The sequence below is a fragment of the Streptomyces sp. NPDC046759 genome, from assembly GCF_040645475.1.
Classification (GTDB): domain Bacteria; phylum Actinomycetota; class Actinomycetes; order Streptomycetales; family Streptomycetaceae; genus Streptomyces.
Map to the genome: position 1 here is coordinate 1 of NZ_JBEYYJ010000003.1, position 26,528 is coordinate 26,528.

26 protein-coding genes and 3 pseudogenes are annotated in these 26,528 nt (G+C 69.1%); 16 read left to right on the forward strand and 13 right to left on the reverse strand.

Going from position 1 to position 26,528, the window contains the following annotated elements:
- Positions 1–154: 154 nt before the first annotated feature.
- A pseudogene (locus tag ABZ919_RS04775) lies at positions 155–350 on the reverse strand (site-specific integrase); the annotation flags it as partial.
- Positions 351–1,148: 798 nt separating this feature from the next.
- Here ABZ919_RS04775 and ABZ919_RS04780 point away from each other — a divergent pair.
- The 4 genes from ABZ919_RS04780 (at position 1,149) to ABZ919_RS04795 (ending at position 4,438) form a co-directional block, all read left to right on the forward strand.
- Positions 1,149–1,298, forward strand: coding sequence for a hypothetical protein (locus ABZ919_RS04780; protein WP_361242865.1), 150 nt, complete (start codon positions 1,149–1,151; stop codon positions 1,296–1,298).
- 1,224 nt (positions 1,299–2,522) lie between these two features.
- Complete coding sequence (locus tag ABZ919_RS04785) at positions 2,523–2,681, forward strand: hypothetical protein (protein ID WP_361242867.1); 159 nt, start codon at positions 2,523–2,525, stop codon at positions 2,679–2,681.
- A complete protein-coding gene (locus ABZ919_RS04790) occupies positions 2,678–3,304 on the forward strand; it encodes a DedA family protein (protein WP_361242869.1) in 627 nt (208 codons plus the stop codon). The genes ABZ919_RS04785 and ABZ919_RS04790 overlap by 4 nt, the downstream gene beginning before the upstream one ends.
- Positions 3,305–3,517: 213 nt before the next feature.
- On the forward strand, positions 3,518–4,438 hold the full coding sequence (locus ABZ919_RS04795) for an undecaprenyl-diphosphate phosphatase (protein ID WP_361242871.1): 921 nt from the start codon (positions 3,518–3,520) through the stop codon (positions 4,436–4,438).
- Between the two features lie 100 nt (positions 4,439–4,538).
- On the opposite strand, the gene ABZ919_RS04800 is transcribed toward ABZ919_RS04795, so the two are convergent.
- The 3 genes from ABZ919_RS04800 to ABZ919_RS04810 are packed head-to-tail and all read right to left on the reverse strand — an operon-like array spanning position 4,539 to position 6,861.
- Positions 4,539–5,393, reverse strand: a complete 855-nt coding sequence (locus ABZ919_RS04800) for a phosphatase PAP2 family protein (RefSeq protein WP_361242873.1) — start codon at positions 5,391–5,393, stop codon at positions 4,539–4,541.
- On the reverse strand, positions 5,390–6,211 hold the full coding sequence (locus tag ABZ919_RS04805) for a polyphosphate polymerase domain-containing protein (RefSeq protein WP_361242875.1): 822 nt from the start codon (positions 6,209–6,211) through the stop codon (positions 5,390–5,392). Before ABZ919_RS04805 ends, ABZ919_RS04800 begins: the two co-directional genes overlap by 4 nt.
- Positions 6,208–6,861, reverse strand: coding sequence for a DUF4956 domain-containing protein (locus tag ABZ919_RS04810; RefSeq protein ID WP_361242877.1), 654 nt, complete (start codon positions 6,859–6,861; stop codon positions 6,208–6,210). The genes ABZ919_RS04805 and ABZ919_RS04810 overlap by 4 nt, the downstream gene beginning before the upstream one ends.
- 157 nt (positions 6,862–7,018) lie before the next feature.
- Between ABZ919_RS04810 and ABZ919_RS04815 the strand changes: the two genes are divergently transcribed.
- Both ABZ919_RS04815 and ABZ919_RS04820 read left to right on the forward strand, forming a co-directional pair.
- Positions 7,019–7,690, forward strand: coding sequence for a response regulator transcription factor (locus ABZ919_RS04815; RefSeq protein ID WP_361242879.1), 672 nt, complete (start codon positions 7,019–7,021; stop codon positions 7,688–7,690).
- Positions 7,687–9,060, forward strand: coding sequence for a HAMP domain-containing sensor histidine kinase (locus tag ABZ919_RS04820; protein ID WP_361242881.1), 1,374 nt, complete (start codon positions 7,687–7,689; stop codon positions 9,058–9,060). The genes ABZ919_RS04815 and ABZ919_RS04820 overlap by 4 nt, the downstream gene beginning before the upstream one ends.
- 44 nt (positions 9,061–9,104) lie before the next feature.
- Here ABZ919_RS04820 and ABZ919_RS04825 read toward each other — a convergent pair.
- Positions 9,105–9,257: pseudogene (locus tag ABZ919_RS04825) on the reverse strand (polysaccharide deacetylase family protein); the annotation flags it as partial.
- Positions 9,258–9,471: 214 nt separating this feature from the next.
- The gene (locus tag ABZ919_RS04830) at positions 9,472–10,104 is read right to left on the reverse strand and encodes an RICIN domain-containing protein (protein WP_361242883.1); all 633 of its coding nucleotides are present in this window, start codon (positions 10,102–10,104) and stop codon (positions 9,472–9,474) included.
- Between the two features lie 367 nt (positions 10,105–10,471).
- Here ABZ919_RS04830 and ABZ919_RS04835 point away from each other — a divergent pair, with 367 nt between their 5' ends.
- Positions 10,472–11,065: a hypothetical protein gene (locus ABZ919_RS04835; RefSeq protein WP_361242885.1), complete on the forward strand. Its 594-nt coding sequence runs from the start codon at positions 10,472–10,474 to the stop codon at positions 11,063–11,065.
- Positions 11,066–11,086: 21 nt separating this feature from the next.
- On the forward strand, positions 11,087–11,929 hold the full coding sequence (locus ABZ919_RS04840; RefSeq protein ID WP_361242887.1) for a helix-turn-helix domain-containing protein: 843 nt from the start codon (positions 11,087–11,089) through the stop codon (positions 11,927–11,929).
- A 1,017-nt stretch (positions 11,930–12,946) separates the two neighbouring features.
- Here the strand turns inward: ABZ919_RS04840 and ABZ919_RS04845 are convergent.
- Positions 12,947–14,008, reverse strand: coding sequence for an alpha/beta hydrolase-fold protein (locus ABZ919_RS04845; protein WP_361242889.1), 1,062 nt, complete (start codon positions 14,006–14,008; stop codon positions 12,947–12,949).
- A 729-nt stretch (positions 14,009–14,737) separates the two neighbouring features.
- Here ABZ919_RS04845 and ABZ919_RS04850 point away from each other — a divergent pair.
- Both ABZ919_RS04850 and ABZ919_RS04855 read left to right on the forward strand, forming a co-directional pair.
- Complete coding sequence (locus ABZ919_RS04850) at positions 14,738–15,520, forward strand: class I SAM-dependent methyltransferase (RefSeq protein ID WP_361242891.1); 783 nt, start codon at positions 14,738–14,740, stop codon at positions 15,518–15,520.
- 900 nt (positions 15,521–16,420) lie between these two features.
- On the forward strand, positions 16,421–17,095 hold the full coding sequence (locus ABZ919_RS04855) for a polysaccharide deacetylase family protein (protein WP_361242893.1): 675 nt from the start codon (positions 16,421–16,423) through the stop codon (positions 17,093–17,095).
- A gap of 510 nt (positions 17,096–17,605) precedes the next feature.
- Here ABZ919_RS04855 and ABZ919_RS04860 read toward each other — a convergent pair.
- Positions 17,606–17,911, reverse strand: a complete 306-nt coding sequence (locus ABZ919_RS04860; RefSeq protein ID WP_361242895.1) for a hypothetical protein — start codon at positions 17,909–17,911, stop codon at positions 17,606–17,608.
- Between the two features lie 1,126 nt (positions 17,912–19,037).
- On the opposite strand from ABZ919_RS04860, the gene ABZ919_RS04865 reads away from it, so the two are divergent.
- From ABZ919_RS04865 to ABZ919_RS04880, 4 genes are all read left to right on the forward strand, one after another.
- Entirely contained in the window at positions 19,038–19,250 is a 213-nt protein-coding gene (locus ABZ919_RS04865) for a hypothetical protein (RefSeq protein ID WP_361243475.1), read from the forward strand.
- A gap of 320 nt (positions 19,251–19,570) precedes the next feature.
- Entirely contained in the window at positions 19,571–19,828 is a 258-nt protein-coding gene (locus tag ABZ919_RS04870) for a helix-turn-helix domain-containing protein (protein ID WP_361242897.1), read from the forward strand.
- 8 nt (positions 19,829–19,836) lie between these two features.
- Positions 19,837–20,568, forward strand: a complete 732-nt coding sequence (locus ABZ919_RS04875) for an IS3 family transposase (protein ID WP_361242899.1) — start codon at positions 19,837–19,839, stop codon at positions 20,566–20,568.
- Positions 20,565–20,861: a hypothetical protein gene (locus tag ABZ919_RS04880; RefSeq protein ID WP_361242901.1), complete on the forward strand. Its 297-nt coding sequence runs from the start codon at positions 20,565–20,567 to the stop codon at positions 20,859–20,861. Before ABZ919_RS04875 ends, ABZ919_RS04880 begins: the two co-directional genes overlap by 4 nt.
- Before the next feature lie 35 nt (positions 20,862–20,896).
- On the opposite strand, the gene ABZ919_RS04885 is transcribed toward ABZ919_RS04880, so the two are convergent.
- The 5 genes and pseudogenes from ABZ919_RS04885 to ABZ919_RS04905 all read right to left on the reverse strand — a co-directional run bounded on the left by ABZ919_RS04885 (position 20,897) and on the right by ABZ919_RS04905 (position 24,627).
- Complete coding sequence (locus tag ABZ919_RS04885; RefSeq protein WP_361242903.1) at positions 20,897–21,268, reverse strand: helix-turn-helix transcriptional regulator; 372 nt, start codon at positions 21,266–21,268, stop codon at positions 20,897–20,899.
- A 437-nt stretch (positions 21,269–21,705) separates the two neighbouring features.
- Positions 21,706–22,092: pseudogene (locus ABZ919_RS04890) on the reverse strand (VOC family protein); the annotation flags it as partial.
- Positions 22,093–22,616: 524 nt separating this feature from the next.
- The gene (locus tag ABZ919_RS04895; RefSeq protein ID WP_361242905.1) at positions 22,617–23,621 is read right to left on the reverse strand and encodes a BN159_2729 family protein; all 1,005 of its coding nucleotides are present in this window, start codon (positions 23,619–23,621) and stop codon (positions 22,617–22,619) included.
- The gene (locus ABZ919_RS04900; protein WP_361242907.1) at positions 23,618–24,217 is read right to left on the reverse strand and encodes a sigma-70 family RNA polymerase sigma factor; all 600 of its coding nucleotides are present in this window, start codon (positions 24,215–24,217) and stop codon (positions 23,618–23,620) included. Before ABZ919_RS04900 ends, ABZ919_RS04895 begins: the two co-directional genes overlap by 4 nt.
- Positions 24,218–24,333: 116 nt before the next feature.
- On the reverse strand, positions 24,334–24,627 hold the full coding sequence (locus ABZ919_RS04905; protein WP_228620895.1) for a helix-turn-helix transcriptional regulator: 294 nt from the start codon (positions 24,625–24,627) through the stop codon (positions 24,334–24,336).
- Positions 24,628–24,863: 236 nt separating this feature from the next.
- Between ABZ919_RS04905 and ABZ919_RS04910 the strand changes: the two genes are divergently transcribed.
- Positions 24,864–25,364 carry a transcriptional regulator gene (locus ABZ919_RS04910; protein WP_361242909.1) on the forward strand — a complete coding sequence of 167 codons (501 nt, stop codon included), beginning with the start codon at positions 24,864–24,866 and terminating at the stop codon, positions 25,362–25,364.
- A gap of 460 nt (positions 25,365–25,824) precedes the next feature.
- Complete coding sequence (locus ABZ919_RS04915; RefSeq protein ID WP_361242911.1) at positions 25,825–26,064, forward strand: hypothetical protein; 240 nt, start codon at positions 25,825–25,827, stop codon at positions 26,062–26,064.
- Positions 26,065–26,528: the final 464 nt, after the last annotated feature.

Sequence of the window (26,528 nt, forward strand, 5' to 3'; positions counted from 1 at the left end):
AACGCTCGGCTGGGAAACCCCAGCCGAGCGCCTGCATAAACTGCTCGCGGCCTGATCAACACGACCACGTGTTGCGACGACCCCTAGAAACCGCCGCATGGTCCCGGGGCCTTTGACCTCTGCTTCTGACATCGGCGCGGGCGCTCGCCACTGATCACTGACGACCAGGACGTCTCCGCAGCAGGCGGTCCATGTGGCTCATGACTTCGCGCTGGGTGTCCTGGACGACATGGGTTGTCGATGTCCATCATGATGTTGATCTGGGGGTGACCGAGGATCTCCGTCACGACGCGGGGCGCGACTCCAGCCGCGGTGAGGAGCGTGGCGGTGCCGTGCCGGGCCTTGTGCAGTGGCGCGCTCCACCTTGACGCCCTGAACCACTCCCGCTCCACGGCGTGTGGGTCGGCGGCAGACGGGATGGGAGCTGGGGAAGGTGGTGGGTGCTGGGCACCCCGTGACTTTCACCAGGGGTAAAGATCGCGCTAAGGACCTGATCGGCTTCTTTCCCGTCGATGACTGGCCTGACAGGCTCTCTGCGCTGCGGGAACGAGCCGCAGGGAAGTGGTGGGGGTGGCTGTCGGTGGACGTCATCGACTGGATCTGTATAGCGATCGCGTGGCTCATGACCTTCGGGTCAGGAGCTGTAGCGATCTTTTGTGGCCGGCTGCCCTTCCCGTGGCGCAGGCCCATCGCAGCTCCGCGCATGTGGGGTATCGGCGTGATCATGGTAGGTCTGGCAGCCACGATCGGGATCACCACGCATGGGCGTTCCTATGCTGACGGAACTGCGGCTATGTGCCTGGTCATCGCTGGCCTTTGCCTCATGGCCTGGGCTGAGCGCCCAGGCACCGACGGGTAGCCCGCAAACCCGTTCGGCCCGCACAGTTATCTTCCAACCTCGACCTGCTGCTGGCAGGAGCCTTCGACCACCCCGGGAGGCCGCTCGACGACCGGGACGGCATCAGCAGGCAGGACCGGGGCTCGACGGTCGTCGCGCTCACCTGAGCGACGATGTGCTGCGCAACCAATCCGGGCCACACGGTTCGGAGACGATCACGTGCTCAGGGCCAGGCGGCTGGGCACATGCGGGTTCATCGGAATTCAGTGGGGTCGCGCTACGTGACGCGCCGCGCCGGCGGCAGGACGACTTGGAGCCGTACTTCATCGCCCGCTGTGCGTGCGAATGGATCGGCGCAGCGCACGACGCCCAGGTTGCGGGCGCACTGGCGGCCGCAGCCGCCGAGGCTTTCGATCACGGCCAGTTGGTCGCGCCGATGGTGGTGAGGGTTCTGGACTGATCAGGACCACGGTGGCGCCAGTCGGCCCGCACCCGAGGAAACTGCTCGTTGCCCGCAGCGAGGTCGCCGACCTCACGAGTTCGAGTTCGGTAACGACGACAGTCGAGAAGCAGAGTTGAGGAAGAGCAGAAGGCTGCAGTTTTGAATGCTGCCAACATGCTCAGCAGATCCCGGCCAGTTCGACCGTACGGGCCTCCGGTGCGGCACCCTGAATCCGCACAACCCGGGCGATCATCTGGACTGCCACTTCATACGCCTGGGCGACACGGGTTCACTCAAAAACCTTGCCGACGAGTTCGACGACTGGATCACCCGTGAGACCAAGCTTTGGCGGAGGAATCGTCCAGTGATCTCGGATTCGACCTGATCATGCCGTCGCCATGCTGAGATGGGAACGCTGTGCCCTCTATGACTCGGCCTGCCCGCGGCTGGGATGCTGGACTGCATCCACTTTCGCCGTCGACCGCAGCGCCCTTCCGCGGACGACCCGTGGAGCGATCAGGGACGGCCCGCCGCGGCCTGCGCCCGCCTGCGGCGGTGGGTCGATCAGGTACGACAGTCCTCCCGGCTCAAGCCCTGCGCAGCCCGTCCGTCTGAGGTCGCTTCGCGGACGTGCGGCGGGGTGCTGCCCAGTGAGACGCTGGGCCCATGGCTGAGCGTTCTGCGAGCGTGGAAGCCCCATGCGGCTCCGGAGGCCGCCGCGTGTGCGTCGGTGACAAAGTTCTGGGCACGGCGTATTCGCTGCACGACCTGACGCTGCTCCTGCGACAAGCCGGGCTGGTGGATGGGGATGAGCTGGATGTAGCCGAATCGGACCTCATTGAGTGGCACGGTGGTGGTCCAGAGGTTTGGCCGCGTCAGGGTGGTGGGCCGGAGTGCTGGACGCTGCCCGGTGAGCTGCCACCGATGCTGCGGGAGAACAGACGGGCCCGGTCGTGACGAACCTCCGAGCGGCTTCTTGATCAGGGCCTTGCCCCACAAGGTCCCGGCGCCCAGAGACCTGGATGGAGGGAGCGCCCAGCGGACAGTGCCCGGCGCTCGGTGCGTCGCCTTCACCTAGGGTGCGCGGGCGCGTAATCACGGCATGAGTGACGCCGGCGAGAACCACGACTCCTTCTGGCCTGGTCAGAGGTCAGGTTCCCGAATCGCCCAGGTGGCGTCCACTCGTCGGGGGTGGCGGACGGTGGCAGTGTGGGAGATGTGACCGCTGGGCACAGCTCGGTAGTGATCACGGCAGTCGACCAGCTGACCCCGGAGGACATGCATCTCGGCCCGCTGCTGGTGATCGCCCCCGCGCTCACCGCCATGTTCGCCGACGCATTACTCACCGGTCTGATCGGCCTCCGGGCCCGCCGTTCCGCCGAAGGAACGAGATCCACATGAGTACACCACCACTGCCCGGGGTGCTCGGTGACCTCGCGCCGATCCTGACTCACTGGGGCTACTGGGCAGTAGGCGGCCTGATCTTCGTGGAGGACTTCGGCGTCCCTTCCCCGGGCGAGACGATCCTGATCGCCGCGGCGGTGTACGCGGGGGCCGGGCAGCTCAACATCGCCACCGTCATCGCCATCGGCGTCGTCGCCGCCGTCCTCGGCGACAACGTCGGCTACCTCATCGGCCGCACCGGAGGACACGCGCTGGTGCAGCGCTACGGCAAGTACGTCTTCCTCCCGCCCGAACGGTACGAGAAGGCCGAGGAGTTCTTCGCCCGCCACGGCGGGAAAGTCGTCACGGTCGCGCGCTTCTTCGAGGGGCTTCGGCAGCTCAACGGCATCATCGCCGGCACCACCGAGATGCCCTGGCCGCGCTTCGTCGCCTTCAACACGCTCGGGGCGGTGCTGTGGGTCGGGTTGTGGGCGGGCGTCGGCTACGCCGCCGGCAACCACATCACCACCATCTACACCGAGGTCAACCGCTATTCGACCTATGCGCTCATCGCCCTGGGCGTGCTGATCCTCGCCCTCGTGGCCCGCAGGGTGCTGCGCCGCCGCCGTGCGGCGGGCTGAGCACCCCTTCGACAGCAGGGAGCTCGTCCTCACCGGCCTCCGCCGCCGACGCGACACCCAGCGAGGGAAGGTGAACCTTGCAGAACGCCGAGATGAACACCCTTCACCCCCGCCATCAAGTTTTACAAGATGTAGTAGCTTCCGGATGGGTCGGAGCCGCCGCGAGCGTCGCCCGAAGCCTGACTTTCCCGCATTCCGAGTCGAAGGCCCTCCATGTCCGTCCTGACCTATCCCGAAGCCGTGGGCGTCGGTCTGCTGCAAGGCGTCACCGAGCTGTTCCCCGTCTCCAGCCTGGGGCACAGCATCCTGATACCCGCACTGCTCGGCGGGCACTGGAAGCACGACCTGGACGTCTCCGCCGACGGATCCCTCTACCTCAACGAGCTGGTCGGCCTCCACCTGGCCACCGCACTCGCGCTCGTCGTCTACTTCTGGCGGGACTGGATCCGCGTGATCCGGGGCCTCGCAACCTCGATCACCCAGCGCCGCATCCAGACCGTGGACCAGAAGCTCGCCTGGCTGATCATCACGGCCTGCATCCCGGTGGGCGTCGCCGGCATCGCGCTCGACAAGGTCTTCCGTACGACGCTCGGACGACCCGTCCCCACCGCGATCTTCCTGGCCCTCAACGGCGTCGTCCTCTTCGTCACCGAACAGCTGCGGCGCGGCGGGACGGGCCACAGGCGGGCCGGGGCCGCCGTCACCCCCGACGAGGAGCATCTGCCGGCGGACGCACAGTCCGACCTGCGGATCACGCGGATGACCATCCGCCAGGCCGTGACGATCGGCGCGGCCCAGATCCTCGCCCTGCTGCCCGGCATCAGCCGCTCCGGCTCCACCATCAGCGCGGGCATCTTCAAGGGCCTCGACCATGAGGACTCCGCCCGCTTCGCGTTCCTGCTCGCCACCCCCGTGATCGGCGGAGCCGCGCTGCTCAAGCTGCCCCCACTCCTCGGTTCCGAGGGCAACGGTCTGCGCGGACCCCTGCTGGCGGGAAGCGTCGCCGCCTTCGTCGCGGCCTACCTCGCGACCCGCTACCTGGTCCGCTACTTCGAGAACCGCACCCTCATCCCGTTCGCCGTCTACTGCACCCTGGCCGGGCTCGGCAGCCTCGCCTACTTCACCATCGGCTGACCGGGCGCCCACTCCCCCCAGGGGCGTCACCCACCGAACCACCGCGACGGCTCGCGCAGCGACCCCGCACAGCGGACGGCGCCGAGTACGACTGCGGATGTCAGCGACCGCTGACGGCCAGTTCGTAGTCGCCGATCAGGTCGCCCAGGAGGGCGCCGGCGGTGATGTCGCTGGGGACGTGGCCGGCCATGTAGAGGCGGGAGTAGAGGACCTCGTCCTGCATCCACTGGTAGTCCGGGGCCCGGTGCGGGGAGAGGGCGGTGAGGTAGATGACGGCAGCGGCGGCCCGGGCGGCGTGGCTGGACGGGTAGGAGTACGGGCCCTTGGCGCCGGGCTTGATGTGCTTGTCCGGGCGCAGGGTGGTGTCCAGGACGTAGGGGGCGGGCTGCTTGTCCTTGGCGGCCACCTGGTCGCTGATGGTCTTGGCCATCTTCAGCGCTGCCTTGAGCTCCGCCTTCTCGGCCGAGCCCTGCGCGGCGGGGACCAGGTCGCGCTGGTCGTGGAGGTACAGCTTCCAGATGTCCTTCTTGCCATGCAGCTCCAGCCAGGTGGCGGCCTTCTTCCCCGCCGTCGTGCGGGTCTTGGCGAGCTGCTGGACCTGGTGGAGTTCGGCGGTGCGCTGCGCGGCCGCGGGCGGGGCGGGGACCTGCTGGGCGGCCCAGGCGGCGAACGCCTTGTCGTCACGGGTGGTGCCGTGTGCCTTCTTCCACTGGGCGAAGAGGGCGTCGGCCTTCTTGTGCTGGTCGTCCGCCTTCTTGCCGATGGCGGCGATCTGGGCGTCGGTGAAGAGGGTGGGCGGCGGATCCTGTTTGATCTTGGCCGTCGCGCTGGGTTTCTTCTTCGTGGAGGCGACCGACGTGACCAGCTGCGGTCGTAGCGCGCCGACGGCGATGGCCGCGACGGCGAGCACCGCGATCAGGGCGTACGGCCATTTGATACCGCGCAGGACGTTCATGCGGCGGGGTTCCTTTCGGCGGGGAGCGGTACGGGGTTCACCGCGGTGGTGAAGTGGGCGCGGGCGAGGCGGCGTACGTCGTTGTCGGGCAGGCCCGGGGTGAGCAGGGACTGGCCGACGATGTACTTGCTGAGCGAGACCGGCCGGACGCCCATGCCGAGCAGCAGGCGGTCGGCGGAGGCGGGCTGGGCCCGGCCCTTGGTCTCGATCAGGACCTGTCCGGGGTCGAGCGCGACGGTGCGGTCGTCGCGGTGGCAGCTGAGGGCGCCGTCGAGAGTGACGCGGCTGCCACCGTCGAGGTCGGCGAGGGCGGCGCGGACGTAGCGAACCTCGGCGGCGGCGGTCAATTCCTTGGCCATGACGGGGACACCGGCCCGTTCCAGCACCTCGTCGACGAACCGGGCCGCGTGCTCGGTGAGTTCGCCGTACTCGGCGGCCGGGACCTTCAGGGCGTGCTTGACCGTGGCACCGCGGCCGTCCTTGGTCTTGACCTCGACCCGGCACAGCCCGTCCTCGGCGTACAGGCGGGTGCGGACCTTCCAGCGGCGGCGGCGCTTCTGGGTGTGGGCGCGCCAGGCGCCGAGCTGCTCGGTGTCGAAGTAGGCGCTGAGGTAGCTCGTCGTACGGCGCCCGCCGAGATCGAGGACATGGTGGCTGTCGGCCAGCTGGGCGACGAGGCGGCGAGCCCGGTCGAGCGGAACCAGGTACTTGCGGTCCACCCGGTGCTGGAGCGCTGCGGCCGCGTCCACCTCGGCGAGTGTCGCACCGCGCAGTTCCTGCAGGCCCAGCCCGGCCGCGAGCGAGGGGCCGGCGGTCATGACACCGTCACCGGCTCACGCGGCTCGATGTCCGTGCTGATGGCGGGTTCCTGCGGCTGGGCGGGGTAGCGGGCGGAGACCCGGGTGGTCTCGCGGACGTAGTCGACCTCGTCCACGACCACGGACAGCGGCGCCTGCCCGAACCGGAAGGCCACGTCCTCGGCGATCAGAGCGGGATCCGGGTAGATCCGGTCGAGGGTGAGCTTCACCGTCCGGGTCGGCGGCTCGTACGACTTCGGGTCGTCGACCACGAGCACCGCCACCAGGACCACGGCGTCCAGGGCGACGACTAGCCAGGTCTGGCGCTGCGGCAGCCCCGTGCAGAGGGCTATCACGAGTGTGACGAAGGTGTAGGCGACGTCGCGCAGGGTGAAAGCGGCACTGCGCAGGCGGACCAGCGAGAGGATGCCGAACAGACCGAACCCGACCCCGGCCGGGAACTTGCCGGCGCTGATCGTGCTCATCGCGGCGAACAGGCCGATGTTCAGTGCGGCCAAGACCAACGGCATCGCCGGCACGCTGGGCCGGCGGCGGTAGAGCCAGCCGACCAGGATCAGCAGCGAGATGACGTCGAGACCGCCGCGGGTCGTGAGGTCGGTGACCGCGATGTGGTGGGTGATGCCCTTGGCGGCGAGCACCAGTGCGTGCATGGCTGTCCCTTCCGTTCCGTCGTGGCGCGTCGGAACGGCGGACCGGTCGCGGTCCGCGGAGCACCGCGACCTGAAGGACGGTAGGGAAGTCACATGAACAGACCATGAAGACCTTCGGCTGGCCGGCCATGCCCGGCCAGCGGTTACCCTGCCCGGCATGCACTGCCTGGTCGTCGACGACGAAACCCGCCTGACCGATCTGGTCGTCCGCTACCTGACCGAGTCGGGACACACCGCCGAGGGCCGCTACGACGGGCCGTCCGGGCTGGCCGCCGCACGTGACCCCCGGCTGGACGCCGTCCTGCTGGACGTGATGCTGCCCGGCATGAACGGCGTGGAGCTGTGCCGGACGCTGCGCAGCGAGGGCATCGACGTACCCGTGATCCTGCTCACCGCGCGGGGTGCGATCAGCGAGCGCGTCGCCGGACTCGACGCGGGCGCCGACGACTACGTGGTCAAGCCGTTCGCCATGGACGAGCTGCTGGCCAGGCTGCGCGCGATATCCCGGCGCCGCCCCGACCCGGCCGGCCGGCTCCGGGTCGGCGACCTCGTCCTCGACCCCGAACAGCAGCGTGTATGGCGTGGGGACACCGAGCTGGAACTGTCCCGGCGGGAGTTCGCCGTGCTGCGCGTACTGATGGAGAACGCCGGCTCCGTGGTCTCACGGCTGCAGCTGCTGGAGGAGGTGTGGGACGGCGAGGCCGACCTGCGCAGCAATGCCATCGACGTCCATGTCTCCAAGGTGCGCGCGAAGGCCGACCGGGCTTTCGGCCGCACGTCGATCACGACGCTGCGGGGGCGCGGCTACCGGCTGGAGACGGCTCCGTGAGCCTGCACGGCCGGCTGCTGCCCCGATTTCGGCGGCTGCCCGTGGTCACGCGTCTGGTGCTGGCCGTGGCCCTCACCATGTCACTGGTCCTCGCGGGTGCGGCAAGCTTCGTCTACTGGCGGGTCAGAACTGCCCTGGACCAGCAGCTCAACGATGACCTGACCACCTACCAGCGCAGCCTCGACCACGCCGTGCGCCACGGAGCGCAGCTCCCGCCCGGCCCCAGCGGCAGTCTCCAGCAGGTCCTCGACGCGCACGGCCGAGTGCTGGACTCCAGCGAGGCCATCCGCCACCAGATGCTGCTCACTCCGGCCGAACTGGGCTCTGTCGCACGTGGAGCCACGGTCCGGCATGACATCGGTTCCCTGCTGCTCATCACCCCAGGCACTCTGCGCCTGCAGGCTCACCGCGTCACGACCGGCGGACGGACCCGGATCGTGGTCGCCGCCGTCCGGCGCGGCCACCGCGACGAAGCGCTGCGCGAACTCCTCGCTCAGCTGGCCTTCGCCTCGGGCCTGACCCTGATCGCCGCTTCCTACGTCGGTTACCGCACCGCCCGTGGCGCCCTGCGCCCCGTCGAGCGCTACCGCAGCGGGGCCGCCACCCTCGCCGACGGCACGCAGAACCTGCGCCTGGACGTGCCCGTCGACCGCGACGACGAGATCACCCGCCTCGGCCACACCCTGAACCACATGCTCGACCGCCTTCAGACATCGGCCGAGCGCGAGCGCCGGTTCGTCGCGGACGCCAGCCACGAACTGCGCACCCCGCTCACCCTGATGCGCGCCGAACTCGACGTCGCCCTGCACCGCCCCCGCTCCGCCGGGGAACTCACCGAGACCCTGCGCTCCGTGGACGCCGAGGTCCAGCGCCTGATCGACCTCTCCAACGCCCTGCTGGGTCTGGAGGAACTCGGCAGCACCGGCCACATCGCCCGCGCACCCGCGTCCCTCGCCGACCTCGTCGACGCCGCCGTCACCCCTCATCGACGTACCGCAGAACGGGCCGGGCGTGAACTGGTCGTCGATGCCGCCGACGTGACCGTCGACATCGACGCCCGGTGGCTGCGGCCGGCCGTCAGCAACCTCATCGACAACGCCCTGCGGCACGGGCACGGCACCGTCCGCGTCGCGGCGACCGTCCACGCAGGCGTGCTGAGTGTGTGCGTCACGGACGAAGGCCCAGGCTTCTCACCTGAGTTCCTGCCGCGGGCGTTCGACCGCTTCGCCCGCGCCGAGGCCAGCCGCACCAGCGACGGATCCGGCCTGGGACTCGCCTTCGCGCACGCGGTGGCCACCGCCCACAGCGGCACCGCCCGAGCCGGCAACGCGGCGAACGGAGCGGCCGTCACCCTTCGTCTGCCCTGCTGACCAACAGGTGGCTCTGCCTTGCTTCCCTGCGCTCGGTGCCCGCGCTCGCGCAGGGGACCGGCCTGCCGGCCCCGTGCCTGGCAGGCGTCGAGGATGCGGGGCAGTGCCCGCAGGGTGGTGCGCCAGGAGCCGGTGGCGGAGGTGCGGTCGGAGTCGTCCAGCAGGACGGTACCGCCGCGCAGGTCGCGCAGGACGGTGTCCTCGACGAAGCGCGGGCGTGTCGCCAGCCGATGACCGGACCTTCCTCGCTGCACAGCCCGGCCGCGGACAGTCGGCACAACCACTGTCCGCGGCCGCGCGGTTCCGTGTCGTGTCGCGAAGTGTTCCTGCGACATGTACATGAGGACTGCTCAACGGGTTCATGGAGTCGCCCCGATCGTGGTCAGCGCACTGATCCGCGGGTGGACGTGGTCAGGTCCAGTTCCAGTTCTGGGGCGCGTCCCCGTGTCGTCCGTCCGGGAGGGTCGGGGAGTAGTAGTCCCAGACCAGCACGGGATCCCCGTTCTGCGACGGGTCGGTGCCGCCGTAGTTCTTGGCGTCCATGAAGTCGTAGGTGCCGCCGGAGTCGGAGCCGCTCTGCAGTCGCGACCACCCGTCGTAGTCACCGGAGAGCTGGTACCAGACCTGGTTCGCCTCAGGCTGCCCGTTGTTGGTGATGCAGTGCCACAGCTGGACCAGGTGCCCCTTGTAGTCGTTGGGGATGTTGTGGTACGTGCCACCACTGATGTCCATGTCCAGGCACAGACCGCTGCGCTGATTGGTGATGGTGAACGCGGGTACGCCACTGGGCGTACTGACAGGGTGGAAGATCCACCCCTGCTGCGCCTGGTTGTTGCAGACCCACATCTGCACCTTGTCACCGTCCTTCCACGGATCCTGGTGCGGGTCGCCGGGCGCATACGCGGCGTCCAGGCACATGTTGCCCGCGAACGGTGTGTGAAGCTGCCAGTTACCCGGGCTCGCGTGGGCCGTCCCCATGCCCACGTCGACGATGACCAGCGCTGCCATCGCCGCCACGGCACTGAGCTTGGCGGTCTTCTTCATGGTTTCCCCCTGTATCGGACAAGATCCCGTGATGGGAGTACGGCGAATGGTCGTTCGCCTGGGCACGCATGCGGTGCTACGCCCGGTACCTCCGGCCGGATCGCCCCCAGTGCCCGGCCCGGCATCGGGTGGGCACGGCAGAACCTACGGGCGAACGAATGGGGTGCGAAGGACGCCGTTGCACAGTGAGGCGGTCCCTCCGGTGCCAGACCGCACAGCGAGCCCCTTTGTCCGCCTGGCAGAGCCCCGGATACCCTCCAGCCGAACGGATTCGGCTGTCTCTCGGGGAAGTGAGATGCACGGTCATGATCCGCGTACGGACACGGCGGCAACTGGACACGCTCGGCGGGCCGACGACGTGCTGGACATGCAGCGCGCAGCCCGAAAGGGCGGGACCGCGCTGCTGCTCCGCTGGCTGGCCGGCCGAACCGGGGCCGCCGTCCTCCTGGTGAACCGCTCGGGCGCCGCCGTCTCCCCGCCCCCGCTGCCCCTCGGCAGCGCCGAGCGCGATCTCGTACTGCACGGGATCCGGGAGGCCACCGCGCGAGGGCTCAGGTCCGTGACCATCGACGAGCAAGACCTCACGGGCGTCGTCCTTCCCCTCGACGGCCCACCAGGCGTCCACGCGCCTTTTCTCGCGGCCGTGGTGCCACGGCCGATGCCACCGGGTCTGCCGGTCCTGCTCGCGGATGCCGCATCCGGCCTGAGCCTGTGCTGGCAGCTGGAGTGCACCCGGCAGCAGCAGCGCCGGCTCCGGGACGCCGATGCGCGAATCCGGGAAGCCGTCTTGCACCTGCTGATGAACGGTCAGGTGACCACCGCACGCCAGGTCGCGGGGGCACTGCGGCCCGCGCTGCCCGACGTGGTGCGGATGCACGTCATCGAGGGACCGCACACGATACGCAGGGCGGTCGCGGAAACGTGGGCCAAGGCGGTCGACCGCGCGTGGATCGTGCAGTGACCCGTATACACCAACCACCTGGTGGTGCTCGCGCCGGCCGACCGCGAGACCCACGCCGGCATGCCTGCCGAGCCGGTCCTGCCTCGCTCCGTGGCGAAGACCTGCTGCATCGGAGTGAGTGACCCGGTGCCCTTACGCGACACCGCCATCAGCTACGCCCAGGCCTTCCACGCCCTGGCCGCAGCACGCCACCGCGCCGAAGGACGCGCCTCGTTCGCGGCCCACCCCAACCTGACACTCACCATCGGGCCGGCCGCGGAAGCCTGGGCCGCGGTCTTCCTCGCGCCGCTGCGCGGCCACTGCGCACGTCGTTCGCAGGACCCGGACAGCAGGGAACTGCTCGCCACCGCCGCGTCATGGCTCAGTTTCTCCTCCCACGCGACGGCCCATCTGAAGATCCACCGCAACACCCTGACCGCACGTCTCTCCCTCATACAGCAGCTGCTGGGCCTTGACCTGAACCGGCTCGCCGACCAGGCCGCACTGGCACTCGCACTACGCACCATCACCTCAGGCATCCCGCCCCGCCCGGAGCATCGCACGTCAGACGCCGGGGGGACGGCGCCCTCCTTGGACGAACTCCTCGCGCCACCCCATGTCGTGGCCTGGGCACAACGACAGTTCCGTCCCCTGCGGACACCGGGCGTCCCGATCTCCATCGCGCAAACGCTCACCACCTGGCTTCGCCTCGATGCACGTATCGGCCCGACGGCCGCCGCGCTGTCCGTCTCGGCATCCGCGGTACGCAAACGCCTGGCACGGAGCGAAGCACTGCTCCAACGCTCCCTGCTGCGTTCCCCGAGCGCCGTCCACGACCAGTGGCTCGCACAACGCGCCCTCGACTTGGCCGAGGGGAGTGCCTGATCAACGGCCCGGGGAACATCGCGGTCCGACCGGCCGATTTCTCGGTGCCGGGCACCGCGCCGGCTGGGTCGCGGCAGACGAGGTGGCGCGCAGGTGGCGGCGTGCACGATCTCCAGACGGGTCACCGCCGACTGCACGTCGTCGCAGCGCATGGCGCTGACCGCGAATTCGAGCACGACCGCCACCCTCATGTTCCGCTTCCACACGCTCAGTTCGGCCTCGTCCACCAACTGAGGACAGCAGGCCTGGAGTGGAAGCGGTCGAGTCGCTCGCGAGGTCAGTGGTTCAGGTACGGCCAGCCAGTCGACGTGCCCGCCCTCTGGTGGGGTACCCGGCGAGCCCTCCTGAGGTGCTGGCCGTCCGAACGACCTGGTGGCACCTCACCTGCTGGCTGACGGCGGCGCACACCACCATGTTCACCCCAGTACAGGACGCTGCCGGCGGCCAGGGCAAAGCCGATTGCCGCGCCCACCAAAGCACCGAGACCACCTCCCGAGGCGAAGCCCAGCACCGCTCCGGTCAGCAACCCCACGAGCGAGGCACGGATGAAGTACTTGCGAATCCTCTCGTCCACGAAATCACCGCCTTTCACAGAGCCCTTTGCCCCGCCCTGCAGCGACTAACCGGCAACTCGTCACATAAGGTGAACGGTCGGCAGTGTCGTCTGCCGCGTCCCGACTCCTGGTGCACGCCCGACGCCCGTTCAGCAGGTCCGCCGCGGTCTCCGACCGTCGTGCACAGCACCTTGACGATCCAGAAGGAGACGGGGACCTCGGGCACCTTGATTCCGCCCGGCCGGTGACGCGAACGGCGCGTCTGGCCGTCCTCCGGAGCCACCTGACGTCGACCACCGCTGACGCGCAACACCGAGCCGGCTGTCGTGTGCGGCCTCAGTCAACCTCACTCACCTTGTTGCCGCCTACCGCCTACCGCCTACCGCCTACCGCCTACCGCCACGCGATCACGACCTGCTCGGCAAAAACCCGACCACCCGCTGAGCCAGCCCCGCAGCCGGGGTCAGTGCGGGGCGGAGAGCCACTGGCTGAGCCAAGCGAACGCCGGCGGGTACTCCGCGGACCAGGTGTTGTAGTTGTGGCCGCCGTTCGGCAGGAACAGCGTGCGCACCGTGACCGGCGAGGACGCCGCGGCCGCCTGGAACTGTGTGATGTAGGAGGGCGGGCTGAGACGGTCCTCGCGTGAGGTGGCGAGGAACAGACTGACGTGGGACTTCGTGTGCCGCGCCAGGTAGGTCGGGCTGTTGAGCCCGCGCACGGTCGGGTCCGGGAGGACGGACTCGTCGCCGGTCAGCGGGTCGGGGTCGAGAGCGGCGCCCGCACCGAAGACCTTCGGGTACTGCAGGGGCAGTTTCGCGGCGCAGAAGCCGCCGGTCGAGAAACCCATCACGCCCCAGCCACCGGCACCCCGCAGGGTGCGGAACTTGTGCCTGATCAGGTCCGGGACATCCACCGACATCCAGGTCGCGACCTTGCGGTTGGGCAGGTCGGTGCAGTCGGTGTCCACACTGCCCGGGTTGACCACGGGCATGACCAGGATGAAGGGGTGCACCTTGTCCTGCTTCAGCAGGTCCGAGAAGGCGCCCGGCATGCCACCGCGCTCCAGCCAGGACTCCGGGGATCCGGGCACGCCGTGCAGCAGCATGATGACCGGGAACCGCTTGTTCTTGTAGGCCGGCTCGTCGTACTGCGGCGGCTTCCACACCAGCACTTGCCCGGACAGGGCGGACTTCTGCCCGTGGAAGTACGTGTCCAGGACACCGCCCTTGGTGCTGTGGTTGAACTTCGCGCGTTGCACCGGCGGCCCTGGCATCGCGACCGCGTTGGTGTTGTCCGTATTGCCCGTGAGGTCGTCCCAGGACGCATACAGCCCGTAGCTGTTGTTGATCCAGGTGGCCACGACGCTGATCGCGGTGAGCTGGCACAGGCCGATCATCACGGCGTGCGTCAGCCAACGCACCGGCCTGGGCCCGCGGATCCTGGCCCACAGGGCGATCGTGCCAACCATCGCCACGACCGTCGCGACGATGAGGGCGACGAAGAACGGCGTTCCGGTGAGAGACACACGACCACCTTTCTGGACCGCTGAACGAGAGTGAACCGGGCGCTACCGGCTGTAGCGTCCGCAATGACCACGCATGCCGGCTACTTGGCTAGAGGGGACCCGACGATCACCGGTTCCGTCCGACGGGACAGGACAAGGCAAGTGATCCTCACCGGGCGGTGTGACGGGCGACGGCGGCCCGCAGGGCCCGGGGTGCGCGCATCACGGCCAGAGCCGGGCAGCCGGGCTTTCCGGCTGGGCCTGAAGGCGTGACCGCGGGCCTTCGGCCGGTGAGGCGGCGCCGTCGGCAGGGTCTGGCTCCGGAAAGTCCTGGACCGACGGGATGCGCTCGGCCGGCGCAGCTGGGCTCGGGCAGTCCAGGGCCTCGTCGTAGAGTTCGTCCGCGTTCGGGGTCTTCCCCTCGTGCACTTACGCCACGACGGCCACGGTCGCTGCCCCCCTACAGAGCGGTTCCGGCAAGGCAAGGCGCTGCGGCCGACTCAGGGATCCGGCCACAGCGCCGCCTCGGCCGAGCCGCCAGCCAGGAACGACCACGGCAACGGCAACGGCAACGGCTCCGGCGACCACGACGAGGACTGACGGCACAGCACCGACGTACGACGGACCGGTCGGGGACCGCTCCGGCGGACACCCCCTCTCCGCCCGGTCACACCGCGCTGCGGGGAGGCCGTACCGCGCGCTCCGGGCTACGCTGCCGGGCGGGGGCTGTCGTGGATCACGGAGTCAGCCATGCGAAAGTCCGAGCTGTCGAGGAACCGGTCGTCCGTACGGCACAAGCTGCGCTATGCAGTACGGCACCCTGGGCGGATCCCTCCCTATCTGCGCCGGGCGGCGCGGGACACCTGGCTGGGCCTGCGGCACCGTGACCACGTCGCGTACTACCGCGCCGTCATGGCCTCCGACACCGCGCGCAGCCCCGAGCGTGCCGTCGGCAGCGGCTCGGAGGCCGGCTGGCTGGCACTCGGGCAGATGCAGTTCGACTACCTGGTGGAACACGGCCTGAATCCCCAGGACCGCATGCTGGAGATCGGCTGCGGGAACCTCCGCGCCGGGTGGCGGTTCATCGACCACCTAGCCCCGGGCCATTACTACGGCATCGACATATCGCCGGACATCCTCCTCGAGGCACAGCGCACCATCGTCCGCCGGGGCCTGCAGGGCCGCCTCCCCCACTTGGCCCTCGTCGAGAGCCTGACGCTCGACTTCCTGCCCCCGGGCTGGTTCACCGTGGTGCACGCCCACAGCGTGTTCTCGCACTCGCCGCTCGAGGTGATCGACGAATGCCTGGCCAACGTCGGGCGGGTGCTGGCCCCCGACGGCTTCTTCGACTTCACCTTCGACCGCACGGAGGGCACCGAGCACCAGGTGCTCCGCGAGGACTTCTACTACCGTACCGAGACCCTCCTCTCGCTGGCCGGACGGCATGGTCTGAGCGCCCGCTTCATGGACGACTGGGAACGGCGCCCGCACGGCCAGTCGAAGATCCGGGTCACGCACGAGGTGGCGGTGTAGCGGCGTCACCCTGCGGTGGTCCTGGGCGGTCCCGGTGAACCTGCTGGTGAGAGGCCGGTAAGAGCAGCCGTCCTGGGCGACGGGGCTGCGGCCTGGTGCCCCGCCTGTCGGCTGTGTGCCGCAGCGACCAGGTTTCGTCGGTGCATCCCGAGCAGTCGTCCTGCCGGCGTAGGACCAGATCGCTACACGTCCAGTCAGCGCAGCCCTGATCAGGCCATCACACAGTGTTACGGGCCCGGACTTCTCCTGCTCTGATGCGATGCCGACGGCTCTGTTTCAGGCTCCGACCCTTACATCTCAGGAACAACGCGACATTCATCACAGGCCGGAATTATTAAGCAAAGCGACAGGCCTCCCTTAGCGTGGTCGGACATCAGGCCTCAACCGGCTGTACCGGCCATCTCCATCGACAGCGGGGGCCGGGCGACGAAGCCCGCGCCAGACCGACCCCGGAGCACTTGGAGCGACCGGTGACCCTGGGCGCCGGCGCACAGGGAAGTAGATCACCGGCGGATCCCGACCATGGATGCCGCCGTGCCGTCGACCGGCAGCGCGCCTGCGCTCAGCCCTGCCTCGACGTGACCATTACCAGCACCGATTTGAGCACCGAGTGGTGCCGACGGAGGTAGATCTGTGGCGTTGGCCAGAATCAAAGTGGCGACGGCAACCGCCCTCACGGCGGCGATCGCAGGAGCCGTGATCACGGCGTGCGGGCACCACGCAGGCGGGCACACACCCCAGAGCTCGCCCAGCAGCGTGACTCCCTCGACGACGCTGTCCCCTTCCAGGCCGCCCTTGTCGTCCCAGGCGCCGTCACCCTCTTACGCCTCCCCCTCCGCGTCGGCATCCGGCCGCGCCTCAGGGGGAACGCAGTCCGGCCGCAATGGAGCCTCCGCCACGGTGCCGTCCAGGCCCGCTTCGCCATCGGGCTCGGCGAACACCTTCGGGCAACTGCCGAGCACCCTGACGGGCTCCGACGCGCTGGTCAGCCACGGAGTAGAGGGCAGCGGCAAATCCGTAGCGCTCACCTTCGACGACGGCCCAGACCCGCGATGGACCCCGCAGGTACTCGCACTCCTCGCTCAGCACCACGCGAAGGCCACCTTTTGCGAGATCGGGCCGCTCGCCCAGCGCTACCCATACCTGACCAAGGCGATCGTCGCGGACGGGGACCGGCTGTGCGACCACTCGGTCCATCATGACGAGCAGCAGCACCGCAAGTCGGTCTATTACAACATCCACGAGATCATCGACGCCAAGCGCGAGATAACCGACGCCGCGGGAAACTCCGTGAAGCTGATGTACTACCGGGCACCCGGGGGCGACTGGAGCCCGACGATCCGCGGGATAGCCGGCGCCAACCGCCTGCAGTCGCTCGGCTGGAGCGACGACGCCAACGACTGGCGGCGCCCGGGCGTGGACGGCATCCTGCGCAACATCAACCAGGACTTGGGACCCGGCGCGATCATCTTGATGCACGACGGCGGCGGTGACCGTTCGCAGACGGTGCAGGCGCTCGCTTGCCTCCTCAACGAGCTGGACTCTGAGGGCTACGGCTACGGCTTCCCGGCCTGAGCTCGACGCCGTCGGGATCTTGCAGTCGTCGAGCTCATTCGCTGACGGCTCGCCAGGTTCTCGGCCGAGGGACTTCATGGCGGTCCAGGAAGTCCTGGAATGCAGTCGGGGGCCGGGGCCAAGTCGCTTCGCCCGGTCGGTGGCGGACCGCACGAGCCGATGCCCCGAACTCACCCTCTCACCTCCGCATTTCACTTGCAGTGGCATCCGGATCTTGAGCGGATCTGCCGCCAGTTCCGGCCGGAGCGTCTTCACGGCGGCCTGGCGGAACAGCAGCAGATCGCCAGCCATACCTCGCCCCCTGTGCCCCAGGACCCGATTGCGCAGGATGTCCGGAGTCGGCACCGCACCGTGGGCATACAGGGTGCGCAGGTAGTCCGGGCAAATCGTGCCAGTGGCGTCCGCTCCGACATGCCGGCGCGGGCGTGTTCCTCCCCTGTCACAACGCCGGCCGCCCGCGGCCAGGGTTCCTGACAGCGGGCGGCGCGGACATCGTCCGGGCTGGCGACGTCAGTCGCGGTCCCAGTAGGAGACACGGTGGTGGTGGCCGTACCTGCAGTGGTCCCAGCTGTAGTAGTCGTCGTCGTGGCAGTGGCTGCGGTGACGCCAGCGGTCGTAGCGGTCGTCGTCGCAGTACCGCCGCCAGTCACCGGCGTGGCGGTACCAGTAGGCGTGGTGGTCGCCCGGGTGGAACGAGGGCGCCACTGCCGTCACAGAGGCAGCCGCCGGGACAGCGGCTGCCTCCATCGAGAGAGGCGCCATGACAGCGGCGGCCGCCAAAAGCGTGCCCGCTGCTGCCTTAGCAAGGATCTTCACCTGATCTCCTTTCAAACATCAGGGCCCGTTTCGCCCTAGTGCTGAGCCTGACGCTACATCAAATAACGCGGAATTCTTTGCGGCCAAGTCACCGTCAATCCGGCAGCATCCCGGGCGAGATATCGAAAACAGCAGCTCAGCGGCATTGCCGTGCTCTTTGCGGAGACACGTGTGCCACCCCTGGAAAAGGCACCCACCCAGGTGAACTTCCCAACCCGCCAGGCCTGTTCGCAAGCGGGCGACAAATTGGGTCCGCCGTCGTGAATACGCCGCTTGAATTGCCCTGCGTTTTTCGGAGTCATGCGATGAGAAAATTTGCGGCGACCTGACGGCGAAGCCGATGAGGCGACTTTCGGCGCTGCCCCGACTTTTATGGAGTGCATTTCTCGCTGAAAGATGCCTGCCGACCATCCGCGGGCGGCAGACCACGCCGGACTCCTGCGTGTCGCCTTCCGCCGGCTGCACGGCGGCCGCGCAGAGGCGAAGGTCACCGGGGCACCTCCCGGGCGGTGCGGCGCGCTTTCCGGCACAGGGGAGATGAGGGCCAGGGCCGCCGGCCGGGGCCACCGAAGGGGAACTTCGGCGGCGGCGCGCATCGGCGCGCCCTCCAGTGGAGGGCAACCGGGGCCCACCGCTGCCCTCATGACACCGTCCGTGGCCGACTGTGGCCGCTGGTTCCGGGACGGGAGCGTTCTCGATGCCTCGGCGCGGGCAAGCGGTCGGGGCAAGGGGCCGGCCGGCCCGCCGGTGCTGCCCTCGTATCTGTGCACACCGTCGAAGCCGGCGGAGCAGCGGCGGCCGCACCACGCGGCATGGGGCGCGCAGTTGAGCCCAGAGGCAAGAAATGGAACAGACACGCACTTCTGAACGAATGTCGGAAATAGACGGTTTGCACTGACCGTGCATTTTCGGCTACCGTCCACGCCCTCTGGACGAATCGTCCAGAAACTCCGGACGGCGGGGTTGGCGCGAGCCTGCGTGTTCCCCATGGCCCGGCCGCCCAGGGTGACAGCGTCCCTCCGGGATCCGTGCGACGCAGTCGCGCCCGGCCTACGGCTCCCGCGATGGCGCCGCCTGGCCCGGCTCCGGTTTCGCATACATCCCTTCACTCATGAAAGGCCTCCTGATGAACAACGACTGGCTTGACGCCGAGACCGCCGAGCTACTGCCCAGCCGCGAGGCGCTGGGCAAGTTCTCGTTCAACTTCGCCAGGACGACGACCGTCTCGAAGAAGATCGCGCACGTGAACGCCCACAACGAGTCGATGGCGGTGAACCAGTACTCGCCGTACGCGGTCGCCCAGTCCCAGGCCTCCCAGGCCATCAGCGTCCGGCAGTAGCACGACCCCTGGCGCAGGGGCGGGCCCCCCGGGCGTGCCCCTGCGGCGCCGCAGGGATCGAGGCTCACACAGCATGCCGGGTGATGAAGACGGCCGGCTGGGTGTCGGTGCGGGTACCGGACGGTCAAGGCCTGCCGCCGGTGTCAGGGTCCTTACGACGCCTGCCGGCCGGGGGAAGACACACCTTGGCGAGCCGACCCTCGAACGCCGGGCGGACGGCGGACCCGGCGACATCCACCAGCAGACGCCAGGTGGTGAACCGGCCCCCGCACCGGCCCCTTCACCCAGCCTCCGGCAGCGGCATGAACGGGTGGGATCCAGTGAGCAGTCCTCACCCCGCAGCATTGCGCACCCGCGCAGAGCAACTGGTCTCCGAAGGACACCCGGCGAAGGAGGTCGCACGGCAACTGGGCATCTCCCCGCAGACCGTCTACCGCTGGCGGCGCTCCCGTGCGACCGGGTCGGACCTGGCACGGGCCCGCACCCGCATCGACGAACTGGAGCAGGAAGTCCTCCTGTGCCGCGAAGTCATCGCCACGCTACGGCAGATGATGCCCCCAAAAGACGTTACGAGGTGATCCACCGCATGGCGTCACAGGGTTTCCCGGCACGCAGGATCGCCGCACTCCTCGACGTCTCGGAGTCCGGATACTACGCCTGGCGCGCACGCAGCCCCTCCCCACGAGCACTGCGCCGGGCCTGGTTGACCCGCCTGATCCTCGACATCCACCAGGAGTCCGGCTCCACCTACGGATACCGCAGGGTGAGGCAGGAACTCTGCCACCGCTACGGCATCGTCGTCAGCCACACCACTGTGGAGCTCATCATGAAGGGGGCCGGAATCCGCGGCAGAGCAGGACGGCTGCACGAACAGGTCCCGTGGGAAGGCGCCCGCACACCCAGCCGGCGCTGGACCGTCGACGTGCTCGCCCTCACCACGCTCCTGGGCCCCCTGTACACGGCCGTCGTCCTCGACACCGCATCCCGATGCCTGATCGGCTGGAGCACCGCCGCGACAGCACACCGCGGCCTCGTCCACCACGCCCTCATGGCCGCCATCACCCGTGCCGCCCACGCCGAACCGGCCGCCGGGACCGCGCACGACAGCCTGCTCGCCTGCTCCTTCACCGAGCGGGCCGCCCTGCTCGAATGCGCGCCCGTCCGCGGAAGAGTAGGGGACTGGTACGACCACGCGGTCGTCGGGTCCTTCTGGGACACCATCCACCGCGAACTGCACGGTCCGTCCCTCTGGCCGGACACTCACTCCCTCGAGAACCAGCTCAGCGAGACCTTCGACCGCTTCACCCGGCAGGCGTGAGCCGCCGGCCCAGCCTGCCCATCCACACCAAGGCGGATCAATTGGAAACGACACCACCTCTGCCGGCGACCGGCGGCCCCAAACCCGACATCCACGAAGGTCAGGACTCCTCGAATGCCCACGCCCACCGACTGCGCCTGTACGGCGCCCTGGACAAGGTATGCGTTCCCCTCGCTGCAGCTGACGTCCAGGCCGTCTTCCAACTGGCCGAACTCGACTGCGTCACCGTGCACGCCGTCATCGACTGGCTCCACACGGCACGAACGCTTCCACCGCTTCCGCGCCCGAAGTGACGGGCCCCGACGTACGGCCCGAACGTTCGCCTTCCCTACCCGGTGCCGTTCGCCTGTAGCAACGACTCGACGAGGACGGCCACATGCCGGCGGTCGGTCGGGCTCAACTTGTGGACGCTCGCGATGAGGATCGCCACCTCGGGATCCGCGGCCTCGGGCGCATCCTCGAGGTACAGGTTGACGCCCGCGGCCTCGGCAGCGGCCCTCTGCACTGGCGCCACCGGGATGCCCAGTCCCTTGGCCAAGCCCTCCAGAGTGGTCTGCTGGGGCATCTGCGCCAGCCGCGCCGACGTCGCCAGATGGTGGACCGTCGAACGGGAGATGCCACCGCGGCGCGCTACTTCGCTGTAGGACCATCCGTTCTGGTCCAACTTGTGCTTGATCATTTCCTGCAGTGTGTTGGGCACGCCGGTTCTTCCTGTGGAGAGGGAGTGACCGCCTGTCGATGAGTCTAACGGCCCTGCCGCCGGGGCGTTCTGCACCTTCTTTTTCACCGGCGCCTTCGCTACGCTGCCCTGCGACTGCAAGCCGTGGTCGACACCTGTGGACCAGCTCAGCCTGCGCCGTGAACGAAGAGCACATCGGCCAGGGCGAGTCCCGTACCGCGAGCCGCACCTCCACCCGTGCCACGACCTCAAGCACACGGCCGGTCGGCGCCCTCACACGCGTGCCGACCGCCCCGCCCACGGCCGGCTCCACGCAAAGGCCCGCCGCCGCGGCATCCGCGCCGCTCGTCGATCAACACGGTGCAACTCAAGCCAGGGCCCGGGCGCTGATCGTGAAGCACATCCCCGGCCGCACGCGAACGGCCCAGCGGCTTGGCGCCACCGCGCACGCCATCACAGGGGCCCAGCCGGGCGTGCAGGAGACAGAATTCGTTGCCGTCCGGGTCGGCCAGGGCCTGCCAGTTCTCGGTGCCGCTCCGGCCGACGTCGGCGGACCCGGCGCCGAGCGCGAGCCGCCGCTCCAGCTCGGCGTCCTGGTCACGGTCGGTGGCGTTGACGTCGATGGGCAGGCGGAGCTGCTCGGGCCGTGGGCCGGTGCCCGGGGTGGAGGACGAGTGTGAACTGCGGCCGGTGAAACCGGCGTCGGGCGCCCCGATCTCGATGCCTGCGTCGCCCTTGCGGCCGAGTTCGACGTGGCAGAGGGCCTCGCTCCGGAACCCGGAGAGCCGCTCGGCGTCGGCGGCCTGGAGGACCAGCTCACTGAGACGGGACGCCCTGTGCGTCAGTGCGCCTGGCCAACCGGGGAGTTGATCGCCCCTGCCTGCGGGAGGTCGGCGTGCCACGCGATCGAATGTCCGGCCAGAGGAGGTCACCTACGACGCCGGCGACATCAGGCTCCACCCGTGCTGAGCCGCGTGGGCGACGTGGCGCCGGACGGCGGAGGTGTCCTCGGCGTGCAATGCCAGGCGTTCGGCCCCGGGCTTGGCGGTCGTGCCGCTCGGCGAGGACCCCGGCCACCCCGAGTACCACGCACCGCCCTCGCGGTGGTCCCGTGCCCCTGCCCTCGGCGACGCGCCGCCGCAGGCCCCATGCATGCCGAGCAGGAGCGGTTGGAGTGATGTGCCGGCTGAAGTCGGCAGTTTGCCCCGCCCTTGCGGTGGCGAGCCCGATGCGACCCGAGTGCGCCCGACGACCGCACTCCGCGCAGCCGGGGTGGCCTCTTGCGGCCTCGGCAGCCATCGTCTGCCCTGCAGCGGTCTTCGCGTGCGGACCCGGGGCTGCAGGGGACGACCGGCGGTGCGACGCGTGCTCAGCGGGTTTCGGGGTGGTCGGGGTTCGCGGCGGCGGGGGTGAGGGGCCCGTTGGCCGTAACGATGGTGGTGAGCGGGTAGAGCAGGCCGCTGGTACCGCCCACGGTGAAAAGGGGGGTGTCGTCCTCCTGGCGCTGCCCGTGGTAGTGCCAGGTCTGGCCAAGGCGGTCGGTGTGGCCGAGGGCGAGGTCGTAGATGCGGCCCCCCAGACAGAAGGGTTCGGTAGTCCTCTGCGCCGCCTCCTCCAAGAGGCGGGGCACGGCGTCCGCAGTGAGACGGACCTCCACACCGTCGAGGTGCCCGGTGGCAGTCTGGGCCCATCCGCTGCGGTGGGTCGGCGCGTTCAGGGGTGCACCGATCGCGGCCAGCCAGTATTCCCAGTCGCCCAGCGACATGGCGTTGATGTGGACGGTGACACGTTCATGATCCGAGGTGATCTGCGTGACCTCGAGCCGGCCCGCGTTCTCGGCCCGCAGCCTGGCCGCTGTGGCGGCGGCCGGGGACTGCGCCTGCTCCCCGTCGGCCGTGCGCGACTCCTGGGCGCCGGTGCTGTGTCCGGTGACCGGTCCGAACTCGGCGGCCTGCTGGGCGGGGGCCGGGTCGGCCGGGTCGGGTCTGCCGACCGGAGCGTCGCACGAGTCGAGCACGTGCGCGCTCGTGGGGGCAGTCTCGGACACGCAGAGGATGTGCAGCGGGCGGGGCGTTACGGGTACGCCTGGTGTGCCCTCCCCGGCGCGGGGCGCGGTGATCGCCTCCCACAGGGCCGGGGCGCCCGGTGCCGGATGCGCAGCGGTCTGGGTGACCGCGGTGTCGCCGGGTTCCGCCTCAGGCAGACTGTGCTGCGTCCGGTTCTGTTCCCGGAGTCGTCTGAGGGTGTCGGCCCCGCCGGGCTCCACCAAGCGGCCCTGTGCGTTCAGTTCGGCGATGAAGGCGTGGACGAGTTGGCTGAGTCGCGCGGTGAGTTCCTGCTCGACGTCCGTGCCCTTGCCGTAGGCGATGGTCATGCCACAGCTCCCACGTAGACCTTGCGGAGGGAGTCGAGCGCGCGCCACTGGAGCGTTTTGACGGCAGCGTCGGTGGTGCCCATGGTGCGGGCGGTCTCGCGGACGGACATCTCACCCAGGAACCGCAGCCGGATGACGACCTGCTGACGGGGGGTGATCTCGGACAGGGCGTGATGCAGGTCGTCGAGCGCGAGCGAGGACAGAACGGTGTCTTCGGGGTTGCTCACCGAAGGGGCCCAGGCGTCTCCCACCTGGGTGATCTGGTCGACGAAGGTGAGGCGGCGTGTCGTGGCGGTCTTGAAGTGGTCGATGACCACGTTACGTGCGATCGTGCACAGCCAGGCGCGGATCGACGTACCGTTCCATGTGAAGGTGGTGATCTTGGCCCACGCCTTCACGAAGACGTCCGCGGTGAGGTCCTCGGCCAGGGCCGCATTCGATCTGACGCGCTGGCCGATGAGCGCGGCGATAACGCCGTGGTGCATCCGGTACAGCTCGGCGAACGCCTCGCGATCGCCCTGCTGGGCACGGGTGATGAGGGCCGGTTCCCCCGTGGCGCTGCCGTCGAAGGCAGCGTCGTGAGCCTGAGTGGTCAAGGTTGCTCCCGATCGTGCGTGGACAGAAGTGAGGTGGGGCTCGTGGCAGAACTGAGGTGGTGGTGGTGCGAAGACCGCCTCCGGGCCGCGGACCCGGGACAGGACCGGGCCGGTTCTCAGCCGGCCGCGTGGCGGTCCCGGTCCCCGTGCCGCAAGCGGCGCCGGTCCTGGGCAAGCACACGCTGCCGTTGCGGAAGGCTGCTGCGCTGCATCGTCTGCGGGTCGTCGTAGACGAGGGCGTCGAGCCGGACACTGTAGGCGTCGCGCAGTGTCCAGAGTGTGGCCAGGCTCGGCTGTTTCGTTCCGGTCGCGAGCCGGTGGAGCGTCGACCTGCTGATACCGGTGCGCTGCGCCATGTCGGCGACACTTTCGTCACCGAGCTCCCTGGCCTTTACCAGGAGCGTGGCCATGTGGAGGCGAAGCATGGTCAAAAGACCCCCTCAGCAACGTGCAGCCGTGTGGCTAACCCACACGAGCGCAACATATGCAAGTTGCCAGGCATGAGTGACGCAAGGGTATTTTGATTCGCACACAGATACGAGATTTGGGATGTGGCCTGCAGAAATGCCGATCTAGGTTTTGACCTGCAAAGGTGCACGCGTGCAACCAGCGTGTGACGACATGCCTGCGCGCTACCCTCCGGGGCATGCGGAGTGCGAAAGATTCCCCCCACGAAAGCCGGGCCAAGCGGCAGGCTCAGGCGCAGCGGGTCGCCGCGTATCTCACAGGAGCTGCGACGGCAGCCGGATACGACGTCCGCCGACGGCAGGGCGGCCGGGCGCAACTGGCGGCCGCGACCGGTCTGAGCCTGACCACCATCAGCCGGACGCTGGACGGCAAAACCTTGCCGCTGCCCTCGCAATTGACGACGTGGGCGACGGTCCTCAACCTTGATCATCGGAGGATTCTGGTGGAGAGCGGTCTCATTCCTGAACAGCGAGCGCCTCAATCACCACGACGGGCACCGAACTCGACCACGCTCTCGCCGGACGACGCCATGACTGCGTGGAGAATCACAGATCCCATCATTCGCAGGACACTGAACGGGAGCATCGTCAACGCGATCGAACTCCAAGCGGAGATCGATGCGGCCCAGGATCCAGGGCCGTTGCAGGAAAACAAGCGCACCTGGCGCACACGCAGATGACACCGCTCCCGCCAGGATCCCCTGCCGCGGATCACCGTGTGCCGGTCGTCCCGGCCTGAGCCGACTGCCCGGGGAGGGATGTCACCGGCAGACCTGGCATCGCGGGACGAGCGGGCCGGTGGGCGTCGTCCGCTCCAGCCTCTCGCGCCGGCCCACGCTGCGGCCGGGCCGGCGCGGCGACCCGGCCGAACACGGCCAGGTCGCCGCGCACCGCGTTCACCGACAGCACCACCCGACCTACGGCCGCGGGAAATCGAGCACATGCACGCCCCGCCAGGTCCGTCCACTCGGCAATGCCTCTCCCGCTAAGCTCGGCGGAATCTTTCCGAAATCCAGTGCGTGCACGACGGCTTACGGTCGTGGGAAGAGCGAAGGTTATCCTCCTGCCGTGCCGGCATCCAGCGGGTCGAAAGGGTCACGCCGAGAGGGGTAGCAGGTGCTTGTCGTACAAGGAGCCCCCATGACCGCTGTCGTGCGCAGCAGCACGGGCGAGGCGGTGGTTCTGCTTTCCGGCGACTCGCTCCGGCAGGTACCGGAGACGACGTTCACCGACATGATCAAGGCTGCTGCCGCCGTTCTCAGCGCCGCAGAACTCCAGAACCTCAACAACGCCGTTCCCACGCTCGGCACAGGCCCGCCGGATTTCCAGGTCCGTTTCGACGGAACCGAGTTGACGGTCTACAGACTTGCTGTCAGCTGAGTTCCGCCAGCAGGTGACCTGCAGGTGACAAAGGGCATTCATCTCCCCCCTGTCGAGCGGTAACCGGTCGTGCCCGGCGGAGCTCGCCCTGGGCGACCGGGCCGTGTCCACCGAACGCAGGTCGCCGGGGGGCTTCGTGCCGTGGAACGCCCTTTGCAGGCGGAAGAGTGGCGAAACCGCCCACGCCCGGGGCCTGCTGAACAAGACCGGATCAACCGGCGCCGGACACTTCGCCGATGTGCCGGACCGGCGGCGGTGACCTGCGCGCACGCCACCCACGGAAGCGCGCCGGCACCACCCGGTCAATGCGCAGAAGCCGTCGGACATCCGTCGGCGAGGACGACGCCGTTCCCGCCGTCATGTGCCGCACGTCCGCACGCCCGTTGGGGCATGCCCACGTAACCCTACCCGGAGCGCCGCCCGACCCCACCGGTCCAGGACTGCGCGGTGCCGCGCCCGGCCGT